The organism is Streptomyces sp. RLA131 (assembly GCF_056270125.1).
Window position 1 is genome coordinate 3264387 of sequence record NZ_JBWDOQ010000002.1, and the last position, 18502, is coordinate 3282888.

The window sequence follows — 18502 nt, forward strand, 5'->3', positions numbered from 1 at the left end:
CTTCCTTCTCGGGTCGGTTGGGGGTGGGCCGCTCGCCCGTTGCCGTGTGCGGGCCGGGCCGGCCGGCCCGCACACGGCAACGGGCCGCACCCCGACGGAGCTGGTCCGTGGGCCTGATCGTCTCGTGGCCGGGGGCTTCGCCCCCGGCTAGCCGCCGAGCGCCCGGGCGACCGCGGAGGCGAGTTCGGCGGCGGTGTGCGGGACGAGCTGGTGGTGGCCGTCGCGGACGATGTGGCGGCCGCCGACGACGGTGTGCCGTACGTCGGCGTTCGTGGCGGCGAAGACGGCCGTCTCGGCGGCCAGCCGCGCCGGGGCGCCGGCTGTGCGGACGGAGTCCAGGGCGATGGTGGCGAAGTCGGCGAGGGCGCCGGGTTCGAGGCGGCCGGCGTCGGGCCAGCCGAGGCCGGCGTGGCCGTCGGCGGTGGCGGCCCGCAGCAGCCGGGCGGCGGTCCAGTGGCCCCGGGTGCGGGTGTGGAGGCGTTCGTCGAGCTCCATGGCCCGGGCCTCCTCCAGCAGGTCGATGACGGCGTGGCTGTCGCTGCCGAGGGTGAGCGGGCTGCCGGCCAGCTCCAGGGACTTGGCGGGGCCGATGCCGTCCGCGAGGTCCCGCTCGGTCGTCGGGCACATGCACACGGCCGTACCGGAGGTGCCCAGCAGCGCGATGTCGTCGGGCGTCAGGTGGGTGGCGTGGACGGCGGTCGTGCGCGGCCCGAGCACCCCGTGCTCGGCGAGCAGCCCGGCCGGGGTGAGGCCGTACGCGGCCAGGCAGGCGTCGTTCTCGGCGGTCTGCTCGGAGAGGTGGACGTGCAGCGGGGCCTCGCGCTCGTGGGCCCATTCGGCGACGGTGGCCAGCTGGTCGGCCGGGACGGCCCGTACGGAGTGGATCGCGGCGCCGATCCGGGCGTGCGGGCGGCTCCTGAGGGCGCCGGCCCGTACCGCCCAGGCCTGGGCGTCGCCGTCGCTGAAGCGGCGCTGGTGGGGGTCGGGGGCGGCGCCGAACCCGGAGGAGAGGTAGGCGGTGTCGAGGAGGGTGATCCGGATGCCGGCCTCGCCCGCGGCGGCGATCAGGGCCTCACCCATGGCGTTGGGGTCGTCGTAGGGGGTGCCGTCGGGCCGGTGGTGGAGGTAGTGGAACTCCCCCACACAGGTGATGCCGGCGAGTGCCATCTCGGCGTACACGGCCCGCGCCAGCGCGTGGTACGTCTCCGGGGTGAGCCGGGCGGCCACCGCGTACATCACCTCGCGCCAGGTCCAGAACGTGCCGGAGCCCACCTGGACGGTGCCGCGCAGCGCGCGGTGGAAGGCGTGGCTGTGGGCGTTGGCCAGCCCCGGGATCGTCAGCCCGCGCAGCGAGATGGCACCGGCCGGCGGGATCTCGGTGCGCGGGCGTACGGCGGTGATGCGGCCGTCGGCGGCGGTGTCGACGACCACGCCCGGCTCCACGGTGTCGTTGAGCCAGGCGTGTTCCGCCCAGTAGGTCTGCGGCGTCAGCGACACGCCAGGCCCTCCAGTACGTCGGCGAGTGCGACGACCCCGGCGAGGCAGTCGTCCTCGGCGGCGTGTTCGGCCGGCGAGTGCGAGACCCCGGTGGGGTTCCGTACGAACAGCATGGCGGTCGGGACGGCGTCGGACAGGATTCCCGCGTCGTGTCCGGCGCCGGTCGGCAGCACCGGGACGCCGCCGAGCAGCTTGGCGAGCTCGTCGCGCAGCCCGTGGGCGAATTCGACCACCGGAGTGAAGGACTCCCGGGTGACCCGGACCCGGACCCCGTCGCGGGTGCCGCGTTCGACCGCCGCCCGCTCGATCTCGGCGACCACCTCGTCCAGGGTCGCCTCGTCGGCGGCCCGGGAGTCCAGCCAGCCCCGGACCAGGGAGGCGATGGCGTTGACGCCGTTGGGCTCGACGGCGACCTTCCCGAAGGTGGCCAGCGCCCCGGCGAGGCGGGCCTTCTTGCGGGCGGTCAGGACGGTGTTGGCGTACGTCAGCATCGGGTCCCGGCGGTCCTCCAGCCGGGTGGTGCCGGCGTGGTTCGCCTCGCCGTGGAAGTCGAACCGCCAGCGGCCGTGCGGCCAGATCGCGGAGGCGACACCGACGGCGTGCGGGGTCTCCGCCAGCGCCCGGCCCTGCTCGACGTGCAGCTCCACGAAGGCGCCGATCCGGGCCAGCCGCTCCGGGTCCGGGCCGATCGCGTCCGGGTCGTACCCGGCGGCCTCCATGGCCTGCGGGAGGGTGACGCCGTCCGCGTCGCGCAGCTCCCGTGCCTTCCCGGGGGTGAGCCGGCCGGCCGCGAGCCGGGAGCCCACGCAGGCCAGGCCGAAGCGGGCGCCCTCCTCGTCGCCGAAGTTGACGACGGCCAGCGGCCTGGTGGGCGTGGCGCCGCGGCCGCGCAGCTCGTCCAGCGCGGCCAGCGACGACACCACGCCCAGCGGCCCGTCGAAGGCCCCGCCGTCGGGCACCGAGTCCAGGTGCGAGCCGGTGACCACCGCGTCCCCGGCGCCGGGGTCGCCGAGCCAGGCCCACTGGTTGCCGTTGCGGTCGACCTCGTAGCCCAGGCCGCGGCTCTCGGCCTGGGCGCGGAACCAGGCCCGGCAGTCGGCGTCGGCACCGGTCCAGGCGTAGCGGCGGTAGCCCCCGCTGCCTGCGTGCCGGCCGACGGGCGCCAGGTCCCGCCACATCTCGTGGAACGAGGAGGTCACGCGTCGCCGCCCTCGCGCCCGGACGGGCCCTCGTGTCCCGGGCCGCCCTCGCGCATCGGCACCCGCACGCCGCGCTCGTCGGCGATCTCCTCCGCGCGGTCGTAGCCGGCGTCCACGTGCCGGATGACGCCCATCCCCGGGTCGTTGGTCAGGACGCGGCGGATCTTCTCGCCCGCGAGCTTCGTACCGTCGGCGACCGTGACCTGCCCGGCGTGGATGGAGCGGCCGATGCCGACACCGCCGCCGTGGTGGATGGAGACCCAGGAGGCGCCGGAGGCGACGTTCACCATCGCGTTGAGCAGCGGCCAGTCGGCGATCGCGTCCGAGCCGTCGAGCATGGCCTCGGTCTCGCGGTACGGGGACGCCACGGAGCCGCAGTCCAGGTGGTCGCGGCCGATGACCAGCGGCGCGGCCAGGGTGCCGTCGGCGACCATCTCGTTGAAGCGTTCGCCGGCCTTGTCGCGCTCGCCGTAGCCGAGCCAGCAGATACGCGCGGGCAGGCCCTGGAAGTGGACCTTGTCCTGCGCGAGCCTGATCCAGCGGGCCAGCGACTCGTTCTCCGGGAAGAGCTCCAGGATCGCCTTGTCGGTCTTGTGGATGTCGGAGGCCTCGCCGGACAGCGCCGCCCAGCGGAAGGGGCCCTTGCCCTCGCAGAACAGCGGCCGGATGTAGGCGGGCACGAAGCCGGGGAAGGCGAACGCCCGCTCGTAGCCGGCGAGCTGCGCCTCGCCCCGGATCGAGTTGCCGTAGTCGAAGACCTCGGCGCCGGCGTCCATGAAGCCCACCATCGCCTCGACGTGCTTCGCCATGGACTCACGGGCCCGCTGGGTGAAGTCGGCGGGCTTCTCGGCCGCGTACGAGGCCATGTCGGCGAAGTCGACACCGACGGGGAGGTACGCGAGCGGGTCGTGGGCGCTCGTCTGGTCGGTGACGATGTCGATCGGCGCGCCCTCGGCGAGCATCCGCGGAAGCAGTTCGGCCGCGTTGCCGAGCAGGCCGATGGAGAGCGGCTGCCGCTGGTCGCGGGCCTCGGTGGCCAGTCGCAGCGCGTGCGCGAGGTCATTGGCCCGTACGTCCAGGTAGTGGTGCTCGATCCGGCGCGCGATGGCCCGCGGGTCGACGTCGACACAGATCGCGACGCCGCCGTTCATCGTCACGGCCAGCGGCTGGGCGCCGCCCATGCCGCCGAGCCCGGCGGTCAGCGTGATCGTCCCGGCGAGTGTGCCGCCGAACTTCTTCTCGGCGACGGCGGCGAAGGTCTCGTACGTGCCCTGCAGGATGCCCTGGGTGCCGATGTAGATCCACGACCCGGCGGTCATCTGCCCGTACATGGTCAGGCCCAGGGCCTCCAGCCGCCGGAACTCCTCCCAGGTGGCCCAGTCGCCGACCAGGTTGGAGTTGGCGATCAGCACGCGCGGCGCCCACTCGTGCGTCTGCATCACGCCGACCGGCCGCCCGGACTGCACGAGCATCGTCTCGTCCTGCTTCAGCCCCTGGAGCGTGCGCACCATGGCGTCGAAGGAGCGCCAGTCGCGGGCCGCCTTGCCGGTGCCGCCGTAGACGACCAGCTTGTCCGGGTGCTCGGCGACCTCGGGGTCGAGGTTGTTCTGCAGCATGCGCAGCGCGGCTTCCTGCTGCCATCCCTGCGCGCTGAGCGTGGTGCCGCGCGGTGCGCGCACGGTCCTCGGGCCGGTGGGTCCGGTGCCGGTCATGGGCGGGGCCTCCTCGCGACTGGATTGATTCATTCAGATAATCGCAATCTGAATAGTCCTAGTCAACACCACGGGTGCGCGGCCTGGCGGGCCGCCGGACCGGATGCTTGGCTGGTGCACATGACTGCGGATCGTGCGGATCATGCGGAACGGCGGGCCCTGGCGGTGCGGGCGGCGGCCGAACAGGGCCTGGTCGGGCCGGAGGAGCCCGTCGTGGGGCTGCTGGACCTGGAGGGCGTCCGGGAGGCCGTGGCGGCGCTGCGTACGGCGTTCACGGTACCGGGGGTGGAGGTGCTGCACACCTTCGCGGTGAAGGCCACCTCCCTGGTGCCGGTCCTGCGGCTGCTGAACGCCGAGGGGATCGGGGCGGAGGTCGCCAGTCGAGGAGAGCTGGCGATCGCGCGGGCGGCCGCGGTGCCGGTGGGACGGATCGTGCTGGACTCGCCGGCGAAGACCGAGGCGGAGCTGCGCGAGGCGCTGGCGCTGGGGATCGCGGTCAACGCGGACGGTCCGCAGGAGCTGGCCCGGCTGGACGCGCTCACCCGGGCGGGCAGCCGGTCGTCACTGGGGCTGCGGGTCAATCCGCAGGTGGGCGGGGGCGCGATCGGGGCGACAAGCACCGCGACGGCCACCTCCAAGTTCGGCTTCGCGCTGCGCGACGAGGGCGCGCGGGACGCGGTCGTACGGGCGTATCTGGACCGCCCGTGGCTCACCCGGCTGCACACGCACACCGGCTCGCAGGGCGTGCCGCTCGACCTCATGGCGGCGGGCGTACGGGCCGCGTACGAGCTGGCGGAGCGCATCAACACCGCTGCCGGCCGGCGGCAGATCACGGTGTTCGACATCGGCGGCGGACTGCCGGTGAACTTCGCCTCGGACGAGATCCGGCCGTCCTTCGAGGAGTACGCGGACCTGCTGCGGGCCACCGTGCCCGGACTGTTCGACGGGCGGTACGCCCTGGTGACGGAGTTCGGGCGGGCGCTGCTGGCCAAGGCCGGGACGGTACTGGCCCGGGTGGAGTACGCGAAGTCCGCGGGCGGCCGGCCCATCGCGATCACCCACGCGGGCGCCCAGGTCGCGACCCGTACGGTCTTCGCGCCGGAGGCATGGCCGCTGCGCGTGCTGGCTCTGGACCCCAAGGGGCGGGCCAAGGGCGGTCCGGAGGTGGTGCAGGACGTGGCGGGGCCGTGCTGCTTCGCGGGCGACCTGCTGGCCCGGGAACGGGCGCTGCCGCTGCTCGCCGGAGGCGACCTGGTGGCGGTCCCGGACACCGGGGCGTACTACTTCTCCAACCACTTCGCGTACAACTCGCTGCCCCGGCCCGGGATCCACGGGTTCACCGTCAGTGCCGGCGGGGCGGTGCGGTTCGAAACCGTACGGCGGCCCCAGACGCTGGCGGAGCTGGTCCGGGAGAGCGGCGGCTGACGCCTCCCGCGTCCCGGACGGCCTCAGCGGCCGGCTCGCGGGCCGGTGGTCTCGTAGCCGGCGTCCTCCTTGCGGACGTCGGGGCGCACCCACAGCAGGAGGTCACGGGAGCGTTCGAGGCGGCCGAGCCACAGGGCCTTGGCCCACAGGCCGAAGCCGAGACCGGCCAGCGCCAGCCCGGCCGTCGCGGGGGCCACCGCCGAGGAGGCGACCGCGACGACGAAGGCGAGCAGCAGCCACCAGCGGCGGGAGCGGACCCAGGCCCGCGCGGTGACCCGGCGGTCCTGGAGGAAGACGGACTTGGGTGCCCGGTCGGCGGCGTCGGCCAGCGTGACGTAGCGCCCGCGGCGCAGCGCGAAGGCGAGGCCGGCGGCTATGACGAACAGCGCGGCACCGGCGAGGACACCGATCCGGCGGCCGAGCAGACTGGGGACGAAGACGCCGACCAGCGCCGAGACGATCCCGAGCCACCACAGCCAGCGCGCGGGCACCCGGACCATGACCGCGACTCTGGCAAGGACATACGCTCCGCGAACCACCGCTGACCTCCTGTTCGACCCGACCTGTCTGGGAGGGGAGGTTACTCAGCGGACCTCAAGATTTCGTTAAGACCGCCCTACTCCGCGAAAAGACCCCGCTCGGCGGCCCGGGCGTCGAACGCCTCCAGCCGGGCCTGCGCCTGCGGCAGCCCGTCGCACATCGCCTCCAGCAGCACCCGGCCCAGCAGCATCGGCGCACACGCCGTGTCGAAGGCCAGCCCGGTGCCGACGGCCGCCGGGAGCAGCAGGTCGGAGTGGGCCGCGACCGGGGCGAAGGCACTGTCGGCGACCGTGACCACGGTCAGCCCGAGGCCCCGGGCATGACCGAGGGCGTCGACGACCTCCCGCGGGTGGCGGGGCAGCGCGAAGCAGAGCAGGGCGGTGGCCCCGGCCCGTACGGCGGCGTCGAGGCGGTCGGCGAGCATCGTGCCGCCCTCGGTGAGCAGCCGGACGTCGGGGTGGACCTTGGCGGCGAAGTACGCGAAACCCCCGGCCTGGGCGGAGGCGGCCCGCAGACCGAGCACGGGCAGCGGCCGCGAGGCAGCCAGCAGGGCGCCGGCGCGGGCGACGGGGGCGGGGTCGGCGAGCAGCGCGGCGAGGTGCCGGAGGTTCTCGATCTCGGCGTGCACGGCCTCCTGGTACTCGTTGTACGAGTCCTCCTCCCGCCCGGCCGCCCCGGCGGCCGGTGCGACCTCGCGCAGATGGCGGCGCAGCGCCGGATAGCCGTCGAAGCCCAGGGCGACCGCGAAGCGGGTCACCGAGGGCTGGCTGACGCCGGCCAGTTCGGCGACCTCCACGCTGGACAGAAAGGGCGCGTCGGCGGCCCGCCGGACGAGGCTGTGCGCGATACGGCGCTGCGTGGGCGTGAGGCGGTGGGCCTCGAAGAGCTTCATCAGCCGTGCCGGGGCACCGTCGTGCCCGTCGTTGCCGTGGTCGGTCCCCATCACGCTCTCCCCGTGTCTCTTCCTCACGCAAAGAGTGCCATGCGCGGCGCGGCCGCGACGGTCGTCCCCCTGGCCCTAGGCGGGCGGCAGCAGCCGTTTCTGCGGCTTGCCCATGGCGTTGCGCGGGAGCGCGTCGAGGAAGCGCACCTTGCGCGGCCGTTTGTGGACGGACAGGTGCCCGGCGACGAAGTCGATCAGCTCGCGCTCGCCCACACCGCCGCCCTCGACCACCACATAGGCGACGATCTCCTGCCCCAGGTCGGAGTGCGGGGCGCCGACCACGGCGGCCTCCCGTACCGCCGGGTGGTCCAGGAGCGCGTTCTCCACCTCGCCGGCGCCGATGCGGTAGCCGCCGGACTTGATGAGGTCGGTGGAGGCCCGCCCCACGATCCGGTGCATCCCGTCCGGCTCGATCGCCGCGATGTCGCCGGTACGGAACCAGCCGTCGGTGGTGAAGGACGCCGCGGTGGCCTCCGGCCGGCCGAGGTAGCCGTCGAAGAGCGTGGGCCCGGTGATCTGCAGTTCGCCGATCTCGGCGCCCGGCTCGGCGGCGACGCGGGTACGGATCCCGGCGAGCGGGAGGCCGACCGAGCCGGGGCGGCGCTCACCGTCGGCGCGCGTGCTGACGGTGATGAGGGTCTCGGTCATGCCGTAGCGCTCGACGGGGCGCCGGCCGGTCAGGGCCGCCAGGTCCCGGAAGACCGGGGCGGGCAGCGGCGCGCTGCCGGAGACCAGCAGCCGCGCGCCGCGCAACGCGCGGGCCGCGGAGGGGTCCTGGGTGACCCGGCCCCACACCGTGGGCACCCCGAAGTAGAGGGAGCCGCCGGCCGAGGCGTAGGCCTCGGGGGTGGGGCGGCCGGTGTGCACCAGACGGCTGCCGGTCCGCAGGGCGCCCAGGACCCCGAGGACGAGGCCGTGCACATGGAACAGCGGCAGGCCGTGCACCAGCACGTCGTCGGCCGTCCAGTCCCAGGCGTCCGCGAGGGCGTCCAGGTCGGCGGCGACGGCGCGCCGGGGGATCACCACGCCCTTGGGCGGCCCGGTGGTGCCGGAGGTGTAGAGGACCAGGGCCGTCGTACCGGGGGCGGGCTCGGGGCCCGTCCGGTCCGCGCGCTCGGCGAAGTCGACCGGGGGCAGCGGCGCGGCGCCGGAGTCGCGCAGGATGTGGTCGCGTTCGGCCGGCCCGGCGTCCGGGGGCACCGGCACCACGGGCACACCGGCGAGCAGGCCGCCGACGACGGCGGCGACGGTCTCCAGGGTCGCCGTGGCGTCCACGGCGACGGCCGGGGCGCCGGCGATCCGGGCGGCGACCGCGCCGGCCGCGCCGAGCAGGTCCTCACGGGAGCAGGCTCGGCCGGCGACGGTGACGGCGTCACCGCGATCGGCCGTGGCGGGGGCCGAGGCCGGGTCCGTCAGGGCGGGCAGCAGGTGCACGTTCGGCTCCCGGGTTCCCAGGTCGAAGGGATGAAGGCTCGCGACCGACTGTACGCATCCACCCGCCGCATCCCGAGCGGGGAGGGGCCGGTCCCCCACAGGGTTAGGGGGATAACCCCAGTGTCAAGCGCCGCCCGGCTTCGTACGGTGTCGTCATGGACGCCCGCGACCAAGAGCTGAAGAAGGAACTCGCCGCCACCATTCAGGCGCGCAAGGATCTCGGTGAGGAGTACGAGTCCGCGCTGGTCGACTCCTTCATGGAGAAGATCGACCAGCGTCTCGACGGCCATGTCGAGCGCCGGGTCCGCCGTGAACTCGCGCAGCACCAGACCTCGTTCGCCCGCGCCGGCCGTCAGGCCGGCCCCCGTACGAACCCGGCCGCGCACCCGGGCGGCGGCCGTTTCGCCGCCCGCTACGGCCTGGCCGGCTTCTCGCTGATCTTCGCGATACCGCTCTCGGCCATCGCCTCCGGGAACGCCGGACTCCCGGGGCTGCTGGTCACCTGGCTCGGCATCGTCGGCGTCAACACCGCCCAGTCCGTAGGGGCGTTCGTCAGCGAACGCGCCCTCGACCGGCAGCACCGCCCCAAGGACGACGACACCTGGGAGGACTAGGGCGGGCGATTGACAACAAAGCCGGCAAAGCGCGTCCGAGGACCGGCGCAACCCGGTGAACCGGCCGGGCCACAGCACCAGCTGAGGCCCGGTCAGGCCTAGGACTCGGCCGCGGCCGCCTCGACGCCGATCGTCTCGGTGCCCGTCAGGCGCCGCCGCCGGCGCCGCATGAGCAGGGCCCAGCGGCCCCGGGGCCCGGAGAGCGAGCCGGCCGCCGCGGCGACCTCGGTGCCGCCCTCGCCGGCGGCCGCCGCCGCGGCCTGGGCGACCGGGAGGACGCCCTCGCCGCGCCGGACGTCGGGGCGGTCCTCCTCGGGCCACAGCCCGAGCGTCGCGCACACGGTGGGAAGCATCGCCATGGCGGCGGTCGCGTACCCCTCGGCGGAGGGGTGGTAGTTGTCGGGGCCGAACATCTCCCGGGGCCGGGCCTCGAACTCGGGGCCGAGCAGCGCGCCCAGCGACACCGTACGACCGCCCAGTCCCACCACGGCGATGGTCTGGGCGGCGGCGAGCTGGCGGCTGAGTCTGCGGCCCACCCACCGCAGGGGCTGGTACACCAGTTCCACACTGCCCAGGTCGGGGCAGGTCGCGACGACCACCTCGGCGCCGGCCTCGCGCAGCCTGCGTACGGCGTCGGAAAGATGGCGGACGGACTCCGCGAGCGGCATCCGGCCGGTGACGTCGTTGGCGCCGATCATGATGACGCAGACGTCGGGCACCGGGGTCAGGTCCCCGTCGAGCAGCAGGGTGGCCTGCCGGGCCAGGTCGTCGGACTGGGCACCGGGGCAGGCGACGTTCATCAGCCTCACGGGGCGTTCCGCGACCGCCGCGAGGCCGGAGGCCAGCAGGGCGCCGGGGGTCTCACGGGCCCGGTGCACGCCCTGCCCGGCGGCGGTGGAGTCGCCGAGGAAACCCAGTACGAGCAACCCCTCCAGCTGGGCGAACGCCGAGCCGTACCGGCCGTCGGCACGCGGCGGGACGGCCTCCGAGCCCCCGACGGTCCGTCTGGCCAGGGCGACCTCGGTGAACAGCAGACCGATCGCCGCGCCGCCGAGAAGGCCGATACCGCCGCCACCGTAGGCGGCGGCCTGTGCGATGCGCCGTGCGACCCGTGCCCTGGACATTGTGCGCGTCCACCTCCCGTTGCGAAGTGCGGGCCGCTGCGGCCCGCACTCCCTCACACACTCACACCGTCACTACGTATTGACTCAACAACTCAATGCCCCGTCGTGTGCCCGGCGCAACGTGCCGGACCGGTCAGGCCATCCGTTGCTGGGCGACGTACCAGGCGAGCTGGGTGCGGTTGGCCGTGCCGGTGGATTCCATCAGCGCCCGGATGCGGCGCTGGAGGGTGCGCAGCGAGACACCGAGCTGGGTGGCGACGGCCTTGTCGGGCAGACCGGACATCAGCAGCGAGAGGAGCTGTTCGTCGAGGGCGGGCGAGGCGGGGACATCGGACCCGGAAGCGGTGGTGGCGGCGAAGCGCAGTGGGGTGGCGCGCAGCCAGCGGTCCTCGAACAGCTCCAGCAGCGCGTCGACCAGCAGCGACGGGTGCAGGAGCAGCAGCCCGGCGGAGGCCAGCCCGCCGCGCTCGCCGGCACCGTGCAGGGGCAGCAGCGCGCGCTCCCCGTCGACGATCATCAGTTTCATGGGCACCCGGGGCGTGGCGCGGGCCTGCTCGCCGCGCGGGATGAAGCCGGGGAGGTCGGAGGAGCCGGGGAAGGCGAGGGCGCTGGCCTCGTAGAGTGACCGATAAACGACCCCGGCCGCGAGCCGCTCGGCCTGCACCGGGTTGCTCTGGTCGACGTAGGGCGGACGGACGAAGCCGAGCACCTCCTTGCGCGCCTCCCGCTGCAGCCGCTGCACACAGGCACGCTGCTCGGACTCCCCGTAGACCACCTCGGCGATACCGTTGAGCTGGGCCGTCACCGGTGTGGCGGGATCCGGTGCCGGGTTCTGCGCGAGGGCGGAGAGCCGGTCCCGTACGGCGTCGAGCTCGGCGGCGAGGCCGTACAGCGTGTCGGTCAACGGCTCGGCGGACGGCTCGCCCGGCATGTGCCACCCCCCAGTGACGTAAGTGCGACGTGTCGTGAACGCGCCACAGCGCGACTCTACCGCCGCATCATGCCGGGGATACGTAACAGCAGCGTGAAGCGGCACGGAGAGCGTGCGTTCGCGTGGTGCGCGGAAGCGCATACGCTGGCCTGACAATCTCGGAGAACCCGGAGACAATGGTGCAGTTCCACGACTCGATGATCAGCCTCGTCGGCAACACCCCGCTGGTGCGGCTCAACAGCGTGACCGCAGGGCTCCAGGCGACCGTCCTGGCCAAGGTCGAGTACTTCAATCCCGGCGGCTCGGTCAAGGACCGCATCGCGCTGCGCATGATCGAGGCGGCGGAGAAGAGCGGCGAGCTCAAGCCCGGCGGCACGATCGTCGAGCCGACCTCGGGCAACACGGGCGTCGGGCTGGCCATCGTGGCCCAGCAGCGCGGCTACAAGTGCGTCTTCGTCTGCCCGGACAAGGTGTCCATGGACAAGATCAACGTCATGCGCGCCTACGGCGCCGAGGTCGTGGTCTGCCCCACCGCCGTGGACCCGTCCCACCCGGACTCGTACTACAACGTCTCCGACCGGCTGGTGCGCGAGACCCCGAACGCCTGGAAGCCGGACCAGTACAGCAACCCCAACAACCCGGCCTCGCACTACGCCTCCACCGGCCCCGAGCTCTGGGAGCAGACGGAGGGGAAGATCACCCACTTCGTGGCGGGCGTCGGCACCGGCGGCACCATCTCGGGCACCGGCCGCTACCTCAAGGACGCCAGCGACGGCCGGGTCAAGGTCATCGGCGCCGACCCCGAGGGCTCGGTCTACAGCGGCGGCTCGGGCCGCCCGTACCTGGTCGAGGGCGTCGGCGAGGACTTCTGGCCCACCGCCTACGACCGTGAGGTCGCCGACGGGATCATCGCGGTCTCCGACAAGGACTCCTTCCAGATGACCCGCCGCCTGGCCAAGGAGGAGGGCCTGCTGGTGGGCGGCTCCTGCGGCATGGCGGTCGTGGCGGCGCTGCGCACGGCGGAGGGCCTGGGCCCGGACGACGTGGTGGTCGTACTGCTGCCGGACTCCGGCCGCGGCTACCTCACCAAGATCTTCAGCGACGAGTGGATGGCCTCCCACGGCTTCCTCGACGAGAGCGACGGCCAGGCCCGGGTCGGCGACGTCCTCAAGCGCAAGGACGGCGGTATCCCGCACCTGGTGCACATGCACCCGGAGGAGACCGTCGGCCAGGCCATCGACGTGCTGCGCGAGTACGGCGTGTCGCAGATGCCCATCGTCAAGCCGGGCGCCGGCCACCCGGACGTCATGGCCGCCGAGGTCGTCGGCTCGGTGGTGGAACGGGAACTGCTCGACGCCCTGTTCACCAAGCGCGCCACCCTCGACGACCCGCTGGAGCGCCATATGAGCGCCCCGCTGCCGCAGGTCGGCTCGGGCGAGCCGATCGCCGACCTGATGACGGTGCTGGGCTCGGCGGACGCCGCGATCGTGCTGGTCGAGGGCAAGCCCACCGGCGTCGTGAGCCGTCAGGACCTGCTGGCCTTCCTGGCCGAAGAGGCCCGCTAGGCCCGGTCCGAGGGAGGACGTTCCCCGAAGTGGTACAGGGGCGTCACGTGCACGCAGCACGGACTTAACAAGGATCCGGCACATTAGTGGGTGTCAGCAGGACAACAGCCCGGTTGACACCCACAGATGTGGCGCCAAGGACCTCCGGAGCGGCTCCCGGACCTCCATGGTGACGCTAGGACGCGAAGCCCGGCCCTGACCCGGCGCGCGTCCCTCGCGGGGACCGCCGTCGTCCCGCCCCCCGGCAACGGGGGTGCGGCGGTCCCCGCGCCAAGCCTTTCCTGCCTTTCGGCCCGCCCGGCGATCGAGGACGAAACGGCCACCGGGCCGCACCCGGGCAGCGAAGCCGCAGGCGCCCCCGCACCGGGGCCACAGCCCCGTCTGCTTCCATGGCCCGCATGATCCGAGCCGCCGTCACCGACAACCTCACCGCCGTCGAGGCCCTCATACGTGAGATAGCCGCCGAAGAGGCATCGTCCCGCTTCGGGAAGCTCTCCGACGCCGACATCACGGAGAAGAAGGGCCCCCAGGACCTGGTCACGGTGGCCGACCGCCTCGTCGAGGAGCGGCTGACGCGGGCCCTGACCGCCCTGCTGCCCGGGTCCGTGGTGATCGGCGAGGAGGCCGTGCACGCCGACCCGTCGCTGCTGGACGCACTGCTGGGCGACGACCCGGTGTGGATCATCGACCCCATCGACGGCACGTCGAACTTCGTCCGGGGCGAGCCCTCCTTCGTCACGCTGGTCGCCCTCGCGCAGGGCGGCGAACTGCTCGCCTCCTGGATCCACCACCCGGTCTCCGGCCGCACCGCGGTCGCCCGGCGCGGCGCGGGCGCCCTGCTGGACGGCGAGCCGCTGCGCACCCGCCCCGGGGACCCGCTCCCGGGCGCGCCGCTGCTGATGGCCTCGGCCCGGCCCGAACATCTGACCGCCGAGCAGTACGACCGCTTCTACGGGCTCGGCCCGGCGCACGGCGTCAAGGCCTGCGCGAGCGGTTCGGCGGGCTGCGACTACCTGGATGTGGCCCGCGGTCAGCTCGACGCGGTGTCGTACGTCTACGACAACCCCTGGGACCACTCAGCCGGGATCCTGCTGGTCGCCGAGGCCGGCGGCACGGTGCTGGGCGCCGACGGCGGCCCGTGGCGGATGGCGGACGGGGCGCGGGCCTTCGCCGCGGGGCGCGACACGGTGGCCGCGCGACGGGTGGCGGGACTACTGTCGGCACCGTGACTAAGCGGGCGCTCAGAAAGAGGCCCGTGTCACAGCCCGCATCGCGTGACGGACAGCGCTACGTGCGGGTAACTTCCCAGAGAGTCCAGCCGCCTCGACGAGGAGTGTCGCGATGCCCGAAGCCGTGATCGTCTCTACAGCCCGTTCGCCGATCGGGCGGGCGTTCAAGGGGTCCTTGAAGGACCTGCGCCCGGACGACCTCACCGCGACGATCGTGCGCGCCGCCCTGGACAAGATCCCGGAGCTCGACCCGCGCGAGATCGACGACCTCATGCTGGGCTGCGGCCTGCCCGGTGGCGAGATGGGCTACAACATGGGCCGCATCGTCGCCGTACAGCTCGGAATGGACCACCTGCCCGGCTGTACGATCACGCGCTACTGCAGCTCCTCGCTCCAGACGACCCGGATGGCGCTGCACGCCATCAAGGCCGGCGAGGGCGACGTCTTCATCTCGGCCGGCGTCGAGACCGTCTCCCGCACGGTCAAGGGCAGCTCCGACGGCCTGCCCGACACCATGAACCCGCTCTTCGCCGAGGCCGAGGCCCGTACGAAGCACCGCGCGGAGCACGGCGGCGGCGAGTGGCACGACCCGCGCGAGGACGGCCTCGTCCCCGACGCGTACATCGCGATGGGGCAGACCGCCGAGAACCTGGCCGCCCTGAAGGGCATCAGCCGCGCCGAGCAGGACGCGTTCGGCGTGCGGTCCCAGAACCTGGCCGAGGAGGCCATCAAGAAGGGCTTCTGGGAGCGCGAGATCACCCCGGTGACCCTCCCCGACGGCACCGTGGTCTCCAAGGACGACGGTCCGCGCGCCGGCGTGACCCTGGAGGCCGTCCAGGGCCTCAAGCCGGTCTTCCGCCCCGACGGCACGGTCAACGCGGGCAACTGCTGCCCGCTCAACGACGGCGCCGCCGCCCTGGTGATCATGAGCGACACCAAGGCCCGCGAGCTGGGTCTGACCCCGCTGGCCCGGATCGTGTCGACCGGCGTGTCCGGCCTGTCCCCCGAGATCATGGGCTACGGCCCGGTCGAGGCGTCGAAGCAGGCGCTGAGCCGGGCGGGGCTGTCGGTCTCCGACATCGACCTGGTCGAGATCAACGAGGCCTTCGCCGCCCAGGTGATCCCCTCCTACCAGGACCTCGGCATCGACCTGGACCGGCTCAACGTCAACGGCGGCGCGATCGCCGTCGGCCACCCCTTCGGCATGACCGGCGCCCGCATCACCACCACGCTGATCAACTCGCTGCAGTGGCACGACAAGCAGTTCGGCCTGGAGACGATGTGCGTCGGCGGCGGCCAGGGCATGGCCATGGTCATCGAGCGGCTGAGCTGAGCTGCAGCGGAGGGTGGCGGTCGTCCGAGGAACGAGGACGGCGGGCGCCCGCAGCGCAAGCGAAGCGCAGCGCGACCACGAACACCGAGCGGCTGAGCTGAGCTGCAGCGGAGGGTGGCGGTCGTCCGAGGAACGAGGACGGCGGGCGCCCGCAGCACAAGCGAAGCGCAGCGCGACCACGAACACCGAGCGGCTCAGTTGAGCGTGAGCTAAGTCGCAATCTAACCGCCCCCAGGACGTGACCTTGTCCTGGGGGCGGCTCATTTGCGCAGCTCACAGGGCGCATCACCCATTCGGGCCAGGACTGAAGACCTACTCAATTCGTGACGTTCCGCACTGCAGAGGCCAAGGATCGCGGTGCACAGTGGTGGAGTACGTCGAGTACTTCGAGTACGAAGGACAAGGCTCGGGACAGACAGTCGGGAGTACATCAGTGAGCGCCATGATCCTCATTCCGCTTACGGTCGCGGCAGCAGCCGTAGCCGTGGGGTCCGCCGCGCTGCTCACCGCGCGTGGCCTTCGCCGCGACGTCGCCGGACTGCGCGAGGACCTGCTGGCCGCCCACGCCGCCGCCGCGCTTCCGGTGCCGGCCGCCCGCACCGCCTCTCCCGACGGCGAGGCGATACGCACCGCGGTCGCCGACGCCCTCGCAGACGAGCGGGAGCGCGAGCTGGCCGAGGCCCGGGCGTTCTGGGCCGCCCAGGAGGCCCGGGAGTCCGCCGACGCCCCGCTGTTCGGCGGCGGCCCCCCGCTGCCCGGCGCCGAGCACTCCGACTACGAGGTGCTGCCCTACGGACCGTACGGGCCCTTCCTGCCCCGGCAGGCCGACCTGGCGGGGCAGGGCCTGGACAGCGGGTTCGGCACCGGGTTCGACACCGACCTGGACACCGGCCTGGAGCCGGTGAGCGACCCGGGCATCCCCTTCCGGCACCCCTCGGACGTGGACTTCTCCGTCCCCACCCCGGTCGTGGCCGACCAGGAGCAGACCGCCGAGCGGCTCACCGACCTCGCCGACGCCCGCATCCCGCTGGCCGACGTGCGCCCGGGCCCGCTGGGCACCCTCGACGTCTATGTCTTCGCGGACGGCACCACGCTGTGCATGACCCCGGGCCACCGCGAGACCGCCCTCCAGCTCTCCGACGCCCTCGACCGCGGCGAGCTGCCGGTGCTGCTCGGGGGCTCCGCCATCGCGGGCGCCTACGCCCTCACCTTCACGTACGGCGAGGAGAGCGTCTACATCCTCGCGGACCGCGTCGTGGCGTCGCTCTGAACCGGAGCGGAAGGTACGGAAGGTAAAAATTACCCCTGCGGCTCAGAGCCCGCAGCGCTTCGCGGCGGCCTCGATGCGGCCCAGTGCCGCGTCCCTCTCGGGCGCCAGTTCCGGCCGCTGCTCCAGTGCCGCGGCCAGCTCGTGACCGGCCACGGCGATCTGGTCGCCGATGACGAAGATCCCGTCGTCCGGTATCAACCGCGCCTCGGCGTCAGGGAATTCGAGCCGCTGCGCGACGGCCGCCAGGTCACGCGCCAGCGCCAGGCCCTCCTGCGCGACCGGGCCGCGCAGCCGGCTCTGCGGCAGTGCGCGAAAGCGTCCGGCGAGCCGGTCCGCGGCGTTGCGTAGATCCTTCACGTCGAGCACGTCGGCGAGCCTACCGGTGCGTACACACAAACGATCGCCTGGGACTGTTGCCAACAACCAACCTCTCAGGCACCGTGGGGTGACCGGAACGCATACCGGAGGCGCCGATGTCCCAGACCTTCTCCGAAGAAACCCACCGGAACCTGCTCTCCCGCATCCCCCATTGCACTGGTCGCGAAATCCGCGACTGGCTGCGTGCCGTCGACGACGGCCCAGCCTTCCTCCGCTTCGACGAGAAAGTCAGCTGGCTCCGCAGCGAGCACGACCTGTCCTACGGACACGCCAAGGCGATCGTCCACGAATACGACCTGCGGCGGGCCGCCCGCAACCTCCTCTGACACCTCGGCGGGCCCGGGAAGACCATGGTCTTCCCGGGCCCGCCGACGTTGATTGCGCGGGACGTGGTGCGTCAGTCGCGCAGGATCGAGATCAGCCGCAGCATCTCCAGGTAGATCCACACCAGGGAGAGCGTCAGCCCGAAGGCCGCCAGCCAGGACTCCCGCTGCGGGGCGCCGTGGGCGATGCCGTCCTCGATCTGCTTGAAGTCCAGCGACAGGAAGAACGCGCCGAGCAGCACGCCGACGATCCCGACGGCGATGCCCAGCGGGCCGCTGCGCAGGCCGAGGTCGACGCCGAAGGCCACCAGCACCAGATTGACGACCAGCAGCAGCACGAAGCCGATCGCGATCGCCAGGCCGATCCGCTGGTAGCGGGCGGTGACCCGGATCAGCCGCGTCCGGTACGCCACCAGCATGCCGCCGGAGACCGCCATCGTGCCCAGCACGGCCTGGAGCGGGGCGCCCGACCACTGCTGGTTGTACGCCTCGCTGAGCACGCCCAGGAAGATGCCCTCGAAGGCCGCGTAGGCCAGGATCAGCGCGGGCACCGGCTCGCGCTTGAAGGCCTGGATCATGCCGAGCACGAAGGCGATGAACATGGCGCCGAAGGCGACCGCGAGGTTGCCCGCCAGCGCGACCCAGCCGACCAGCGCGCCGACCGCCACCGTGCCCAGCGTCATCCCGGTCCGCATGACGACGTCGTCGATCGTCATGCGCCCGGTCTGGAGCGGTCCGGCCGGCGGGGCCTGGTACATCTCCTGGAGCTGCTCGGGCGTGCCGTTGTTGGTGTTGTAGGGGTTCGTACCGGCGTAGGGGTTGCCGCCCTGGGGCTGCTGCTGGCCGCCGAAGCCCGCGTAGCCGCCGTCCCCACGGGTGAATCCCCGTCGGGAGAAGACCGGGTTGCTGCTCCTCATCCTTCACTCCTCCATGGCCGCGCGATACGGCGTCTCGCTAAGAGTAATGGCTTGGCAAAGTAGACGTA

The 18502-nt window shown here is 73.0% G+C and carries 17 protein-coding genes; 7 read left to right on the forward strand and 10 right to left on the reverse strand.

Annotation, left to right across the window (positions count from 1 at the left end; translation table 11 throughout):
* Positions 1 to 147: 147 nt before the first annotated feature.
* Genes RWE79_RS15730 through hutU form a run of 3 tightly spaced genes read right to left on the reverse strand, consistent with a single transcriptional unit; the run spans position 148 to position 4408 of the window.
* Entirely contained in the window at positions 148 to 1491 is a 1344-nt protein-coding gene (locus tag RWE79_RS15730; RefSeq protein WP_475945840.1) for a formimidoylglutamate deiminase, read from the reverse strand.
* The gene (locus RWE79_RS15735) at positions 1488 to 2675 is read right to left on the reverse strand and encodes an allantoate amidohydrolase (protein WP_475945842.1); all 1188 of its coding nucleotides are present in this window, start codon (positions 2673 to 2675) and stop codon (positions 1488 to 1490) included. The genes RWE79_RS15730 and RWE79_RS15735 overlap by 4 nt, the downstream gene beginning before the upstream one ends.
* Before the next feature lie 17 nt (positions 2676 to 2692).
* Positions 2693 to 4408: a urocanate hydratase gene (gene hutU, locus RWE79_RS15740; RefSeq protein WP_475940698.1), complete on the reverse strand. Its 1716-nt coding sequence runs from the start codon at positions 4406 to 4408 to the stop codon at positions 2693 to 2695.
* Positions 4409 to 4528: 120 nt separating this feature from the next.
* Between hutU and RWE79_RS15745 the strand changes: the two genes are divergently transcribed.
* Positions 4529 to 5833, forward strand: a complete 1305-nt coding sequence (locus tag RWE79_RS15745; protein ID WP_475940699.1) for a type III PLP-dependent enzyme domain-containing protein — start codon at positions 4529 to 4531, stop codon at positions 5831 to 5833.
* A gap of 23 nt (positions 5834 to 5856) precedes the next feature.
* Here the strand turns inward: RWE79_RS15745 and RWE79_RS15750 are convergent, their stop codons facing one another.
* The 3 genes from RWE79_RS15750 to RWE79_RS15760 all read right to left on the reverse strand — a co-directional run bounded on the left by RWE79_RS15750 (position 5857) and on the right by RWE79_RS15760 (position 8750).
* Positions 5857 to 6333, reverse strand: a complete 477-nt coding sequence (locus RWE79_RS15750) for a hypothetical protein (protein ID WP_475940700.1) — start codon at positions 6331 to 6333, stop codon at positions 5857 to 5859.
* Positions 6334 to 6449: 116 nt separating this feature from the next.
* Entirely contained in the window at positions 6450 to 7316 is an 867-nt protein-coding gene (locus RWE79_RS15755) for a MurR/RpiR family transcriptional regulator (protein ID WP_475940701.1), read from the reverse strand.
* Between the two features lie 75 nt (positions 7317 to 7391).
* Complete coding sequence (locus tag RWE79_RS15760; RefSeq protein ID WP_475940702.1) at positions 7392 to 8750, reverse strand: AMP-binding protein; 1359 nt, start codon at positions 8748 to 8750, stop codon at positions 7392 to 7394.
* Between the two features lie 155 nt (positions 8751 to 8905).
* Here RWE79_RS15760 and RWE79_RS15765 point away from each other — a divergent pair, with 155 nt between their 5' ends.
* A complete protein-coding gene (locus RWE79_RS15765; RefSeq protein ID WP_475940703.1) occupies positions 8906 to 9364 on the forward strand; it encodes a hypothetical protein in 459 nt (152 codons plus the stop codon).
* Positions 9365 to 9462: 98 nt separating this feature from the next.
* Here the strand turns inward: RWE79_RS15765 and RWE79_RS15770 are convergent, their stop codons facing one another.
* Both RWE79_RS15770 and RWE79_RS15775 read right to left on the reverse strand, forming a co-directional pair.
* Entirely contained in the window at positions 9463 to 10488 is a 1026-nt protein-coding gene (locus tag RWE79_RS15770) for an SGNH/GDSL hydrolase family protein (protein WP_475940704.1), read from the reverse strand.
* A gap of 133 nt (positions 10489 to 10621) precedes the next feature.
* Positions 10622 to 11419: a helix-turn-helix transcriptional regulator gene (locus RWE79_RS15775; protein ID WP_475940705.1), complete on the reverse strand. Its 798-nt coding sequence runs from the start codon at positions 11417 to 11419 to the stop codon at positions 10622 to 10624.
* A gap of 179 nt (positions 11420 to 11598) precedes the next feature.
* On the opposite strand from RWE79_RS15775, the gene RWE79_RS15780 reads away from it, so the two are divergent.
* From RWE79_RS15780 to RWE79_RS15795, 4 genes are all read left to right on the forward strand, one after another.
* Positions 11599 to 12984, forward strand: coding sequence for a cystathionine beta-synthase (locus RWE79_RS15780; RefSeq protein WP_475945844.1), 1386 nt, complete (start codon positions 11599 to 11601; stop codon positions 12982 to 12984).
* A gap of 398 nt (positions 12985 to 13382) precedes the next feature.
* Positions 13383 to 14213 (forward strand): inositol monophosphatase family protein, encoded by an 831-nt coding sequence (locus tag RWE79_RS15785; RefSeq protein WP_475940706.1) that lies wholly within the window; start codon positions 13383 to 13385, stop codon positions 14211 to 14213.
* 112 nt (positions 14214 to 14325) lie between these two features.
* Positions 14326 to 15546: an acetyl-CoA C-acetyltransferase gene (locus tag RWE79_RS15790; RefSeq protein WP_475940707.1), complete on the forward strand. Its 1221-nt coding sequence runs from the start codon at positions 14326 to 14328 to the stop codon at positions 15544 to 15546.
* Positions 15547 to 15979: 433 nt separating this feature from the next.
* A complete protein-coding gene (locus RWE79_RS15795) occupies positions 15980 to 16816 on the forward strand; it encodes a hypothetical protein (RefSeq protein ID WP_475940708.1) in 837 nt (278 codons plus the stop codon).
* A gap of 42 nt (positions 16817 to 16858) precedes the next feature.
* On the opposite strand, the gene RWE79_RS15800 is transcribed toward RWE79_RS15795, so the two are convergent.
* Positions 16859 to 17182, reverse strand: a complete 324-nt coding sequence (locus tag RWE79_RS15800) for a hypothetical protein (RefSeq protein ID WP_475940709.1) — start codon at positions 17180 to 17182, stop codon at positions 16859 to 16861.
* A gap of 107 nt (positions 17183 to 17289) precedes the next feature.
* On the opposite strand from RWE79_RS15800, the gene RWE79_RS15805 reads away from it, so the two are divergent.
* Entirely contained in the window at positions 17290 to 17520 is a 231-nt protein-coding gene (locus tag RWE79_RS15805; RefSeq protein WP_475940710.1) for a DUF4287 domain-containing protein, read from the forward strand.
* 71 nt (positions 17521 to 17591) lie between these two features.
* Here the strand turns inward: RWE79_RS15805 and RWE79_RS15810 are convergent, their stop codons facing one another.
* A complete protein-coding gene (locus tag RWE79_RS15810; RefSeq protein ID WP_475940711.1) occupies positions 17592 to 18434 on the reverse strand; it encodes a Bax inhibitor-1/YccA family protein in 843 nt (280 codons plus the stop codon).
* Positions 18435 to 18502: the final 68 nt, after the last annotated feature.

What these genes read in the sequence shown, in the direction of transcription:
- RWE79_RS15735 (WP_475945842.1), bottom strand. Translation starts at nt 2,675, where the DNA reads ATGTGGCGGGACCTGGCGCCCGTCGGCCGGCACGCAGGCAGCGGGGGC.
- hutU (WP_475940698.1), bottom strand. Translation starts at nt 4,408, where the DNA reads ATGACCGGCACCGGACCCACCGGCCCGAGGACCGTGCGCGCACCGCGC.
- RWE79_RS15745 (WP_475940699.1), top strand. Translation starts at nt 4,529, where the DNA reads ATGACTGCGGATCGTGCGGATCATGCGGAACGGCGGGCCCTGGCGGTG.
- RWE79_RS15750 (WP_475940700.1), bottom strand. Translation starts at nt 6,333, where the DNA reads ATGGTCCGGGTGCCCGCGCGCTGGCTGTGGTGGCTCGGGATCGTCTCG.
- RWE79_RS15755 (WP_475940701.1), bottom strand. Translation starts at nt 7,316, where the DNA reads ATGGGGACCGACCACGGCAACGACGGGCACGACGGTGCCCCGGCACGG.
- RWE79_RS15765 (WP_475940703.1), top strand. Translation starts at nt 8,906, where the DNA reads ATGGACGCCCGCGACCAAGAGCTGAAGAAGGAACTCGCCGCCACCATT.
- RWE79_RS15770 (WP_475940704.1), bottom strand. Translation starts at nt 10,488, where the DNA reads ATGTCCAGGGCACGGGTCGCACGGCGCATCGCACAGGCCGCCGCCTAC.
- RWE79_RS15775 (WP_475940705.1), bottom strand. Translation starts at nt 11,419, where the DNA reads ATGCCGGGCGAGCCGTCCGCCGAGCCGTTGACCGACACGCTGTACGGC.
- RWE79_RS15785 (WP_475940706.1), top strand. Translation starts at nt 13,383, where the DNA reads ATGATCCGAGCCGCCGTCACCGACAACCTCACCGCCGTCGAGGCCCTC.
- RWE79_RS15790 (WP_475940707.1), top strand. Translation starts at nt 14,326, where the DNA reads ATGCCCGAAGCCGTGATCGTCTCTACAGCCCGTTCGCCGATCGGGCGG.
- RWE79_RS15805 (WP_475940710.1), top strand. Translation starts at nt 17,290, where the DNA reads ATGTCCCAGACCTTCTCCGAAGAAACCCACCGGAACCTGCTCTCCCGC.
- RWE79_RS15810 (WP_475940711.1), bottom strand. Translation starts at nt 18,434, where the DNA reads ATGAGGAGCAGCAACCCGGTCTTCTCCCGACGGGGATTCACCCGTGGG.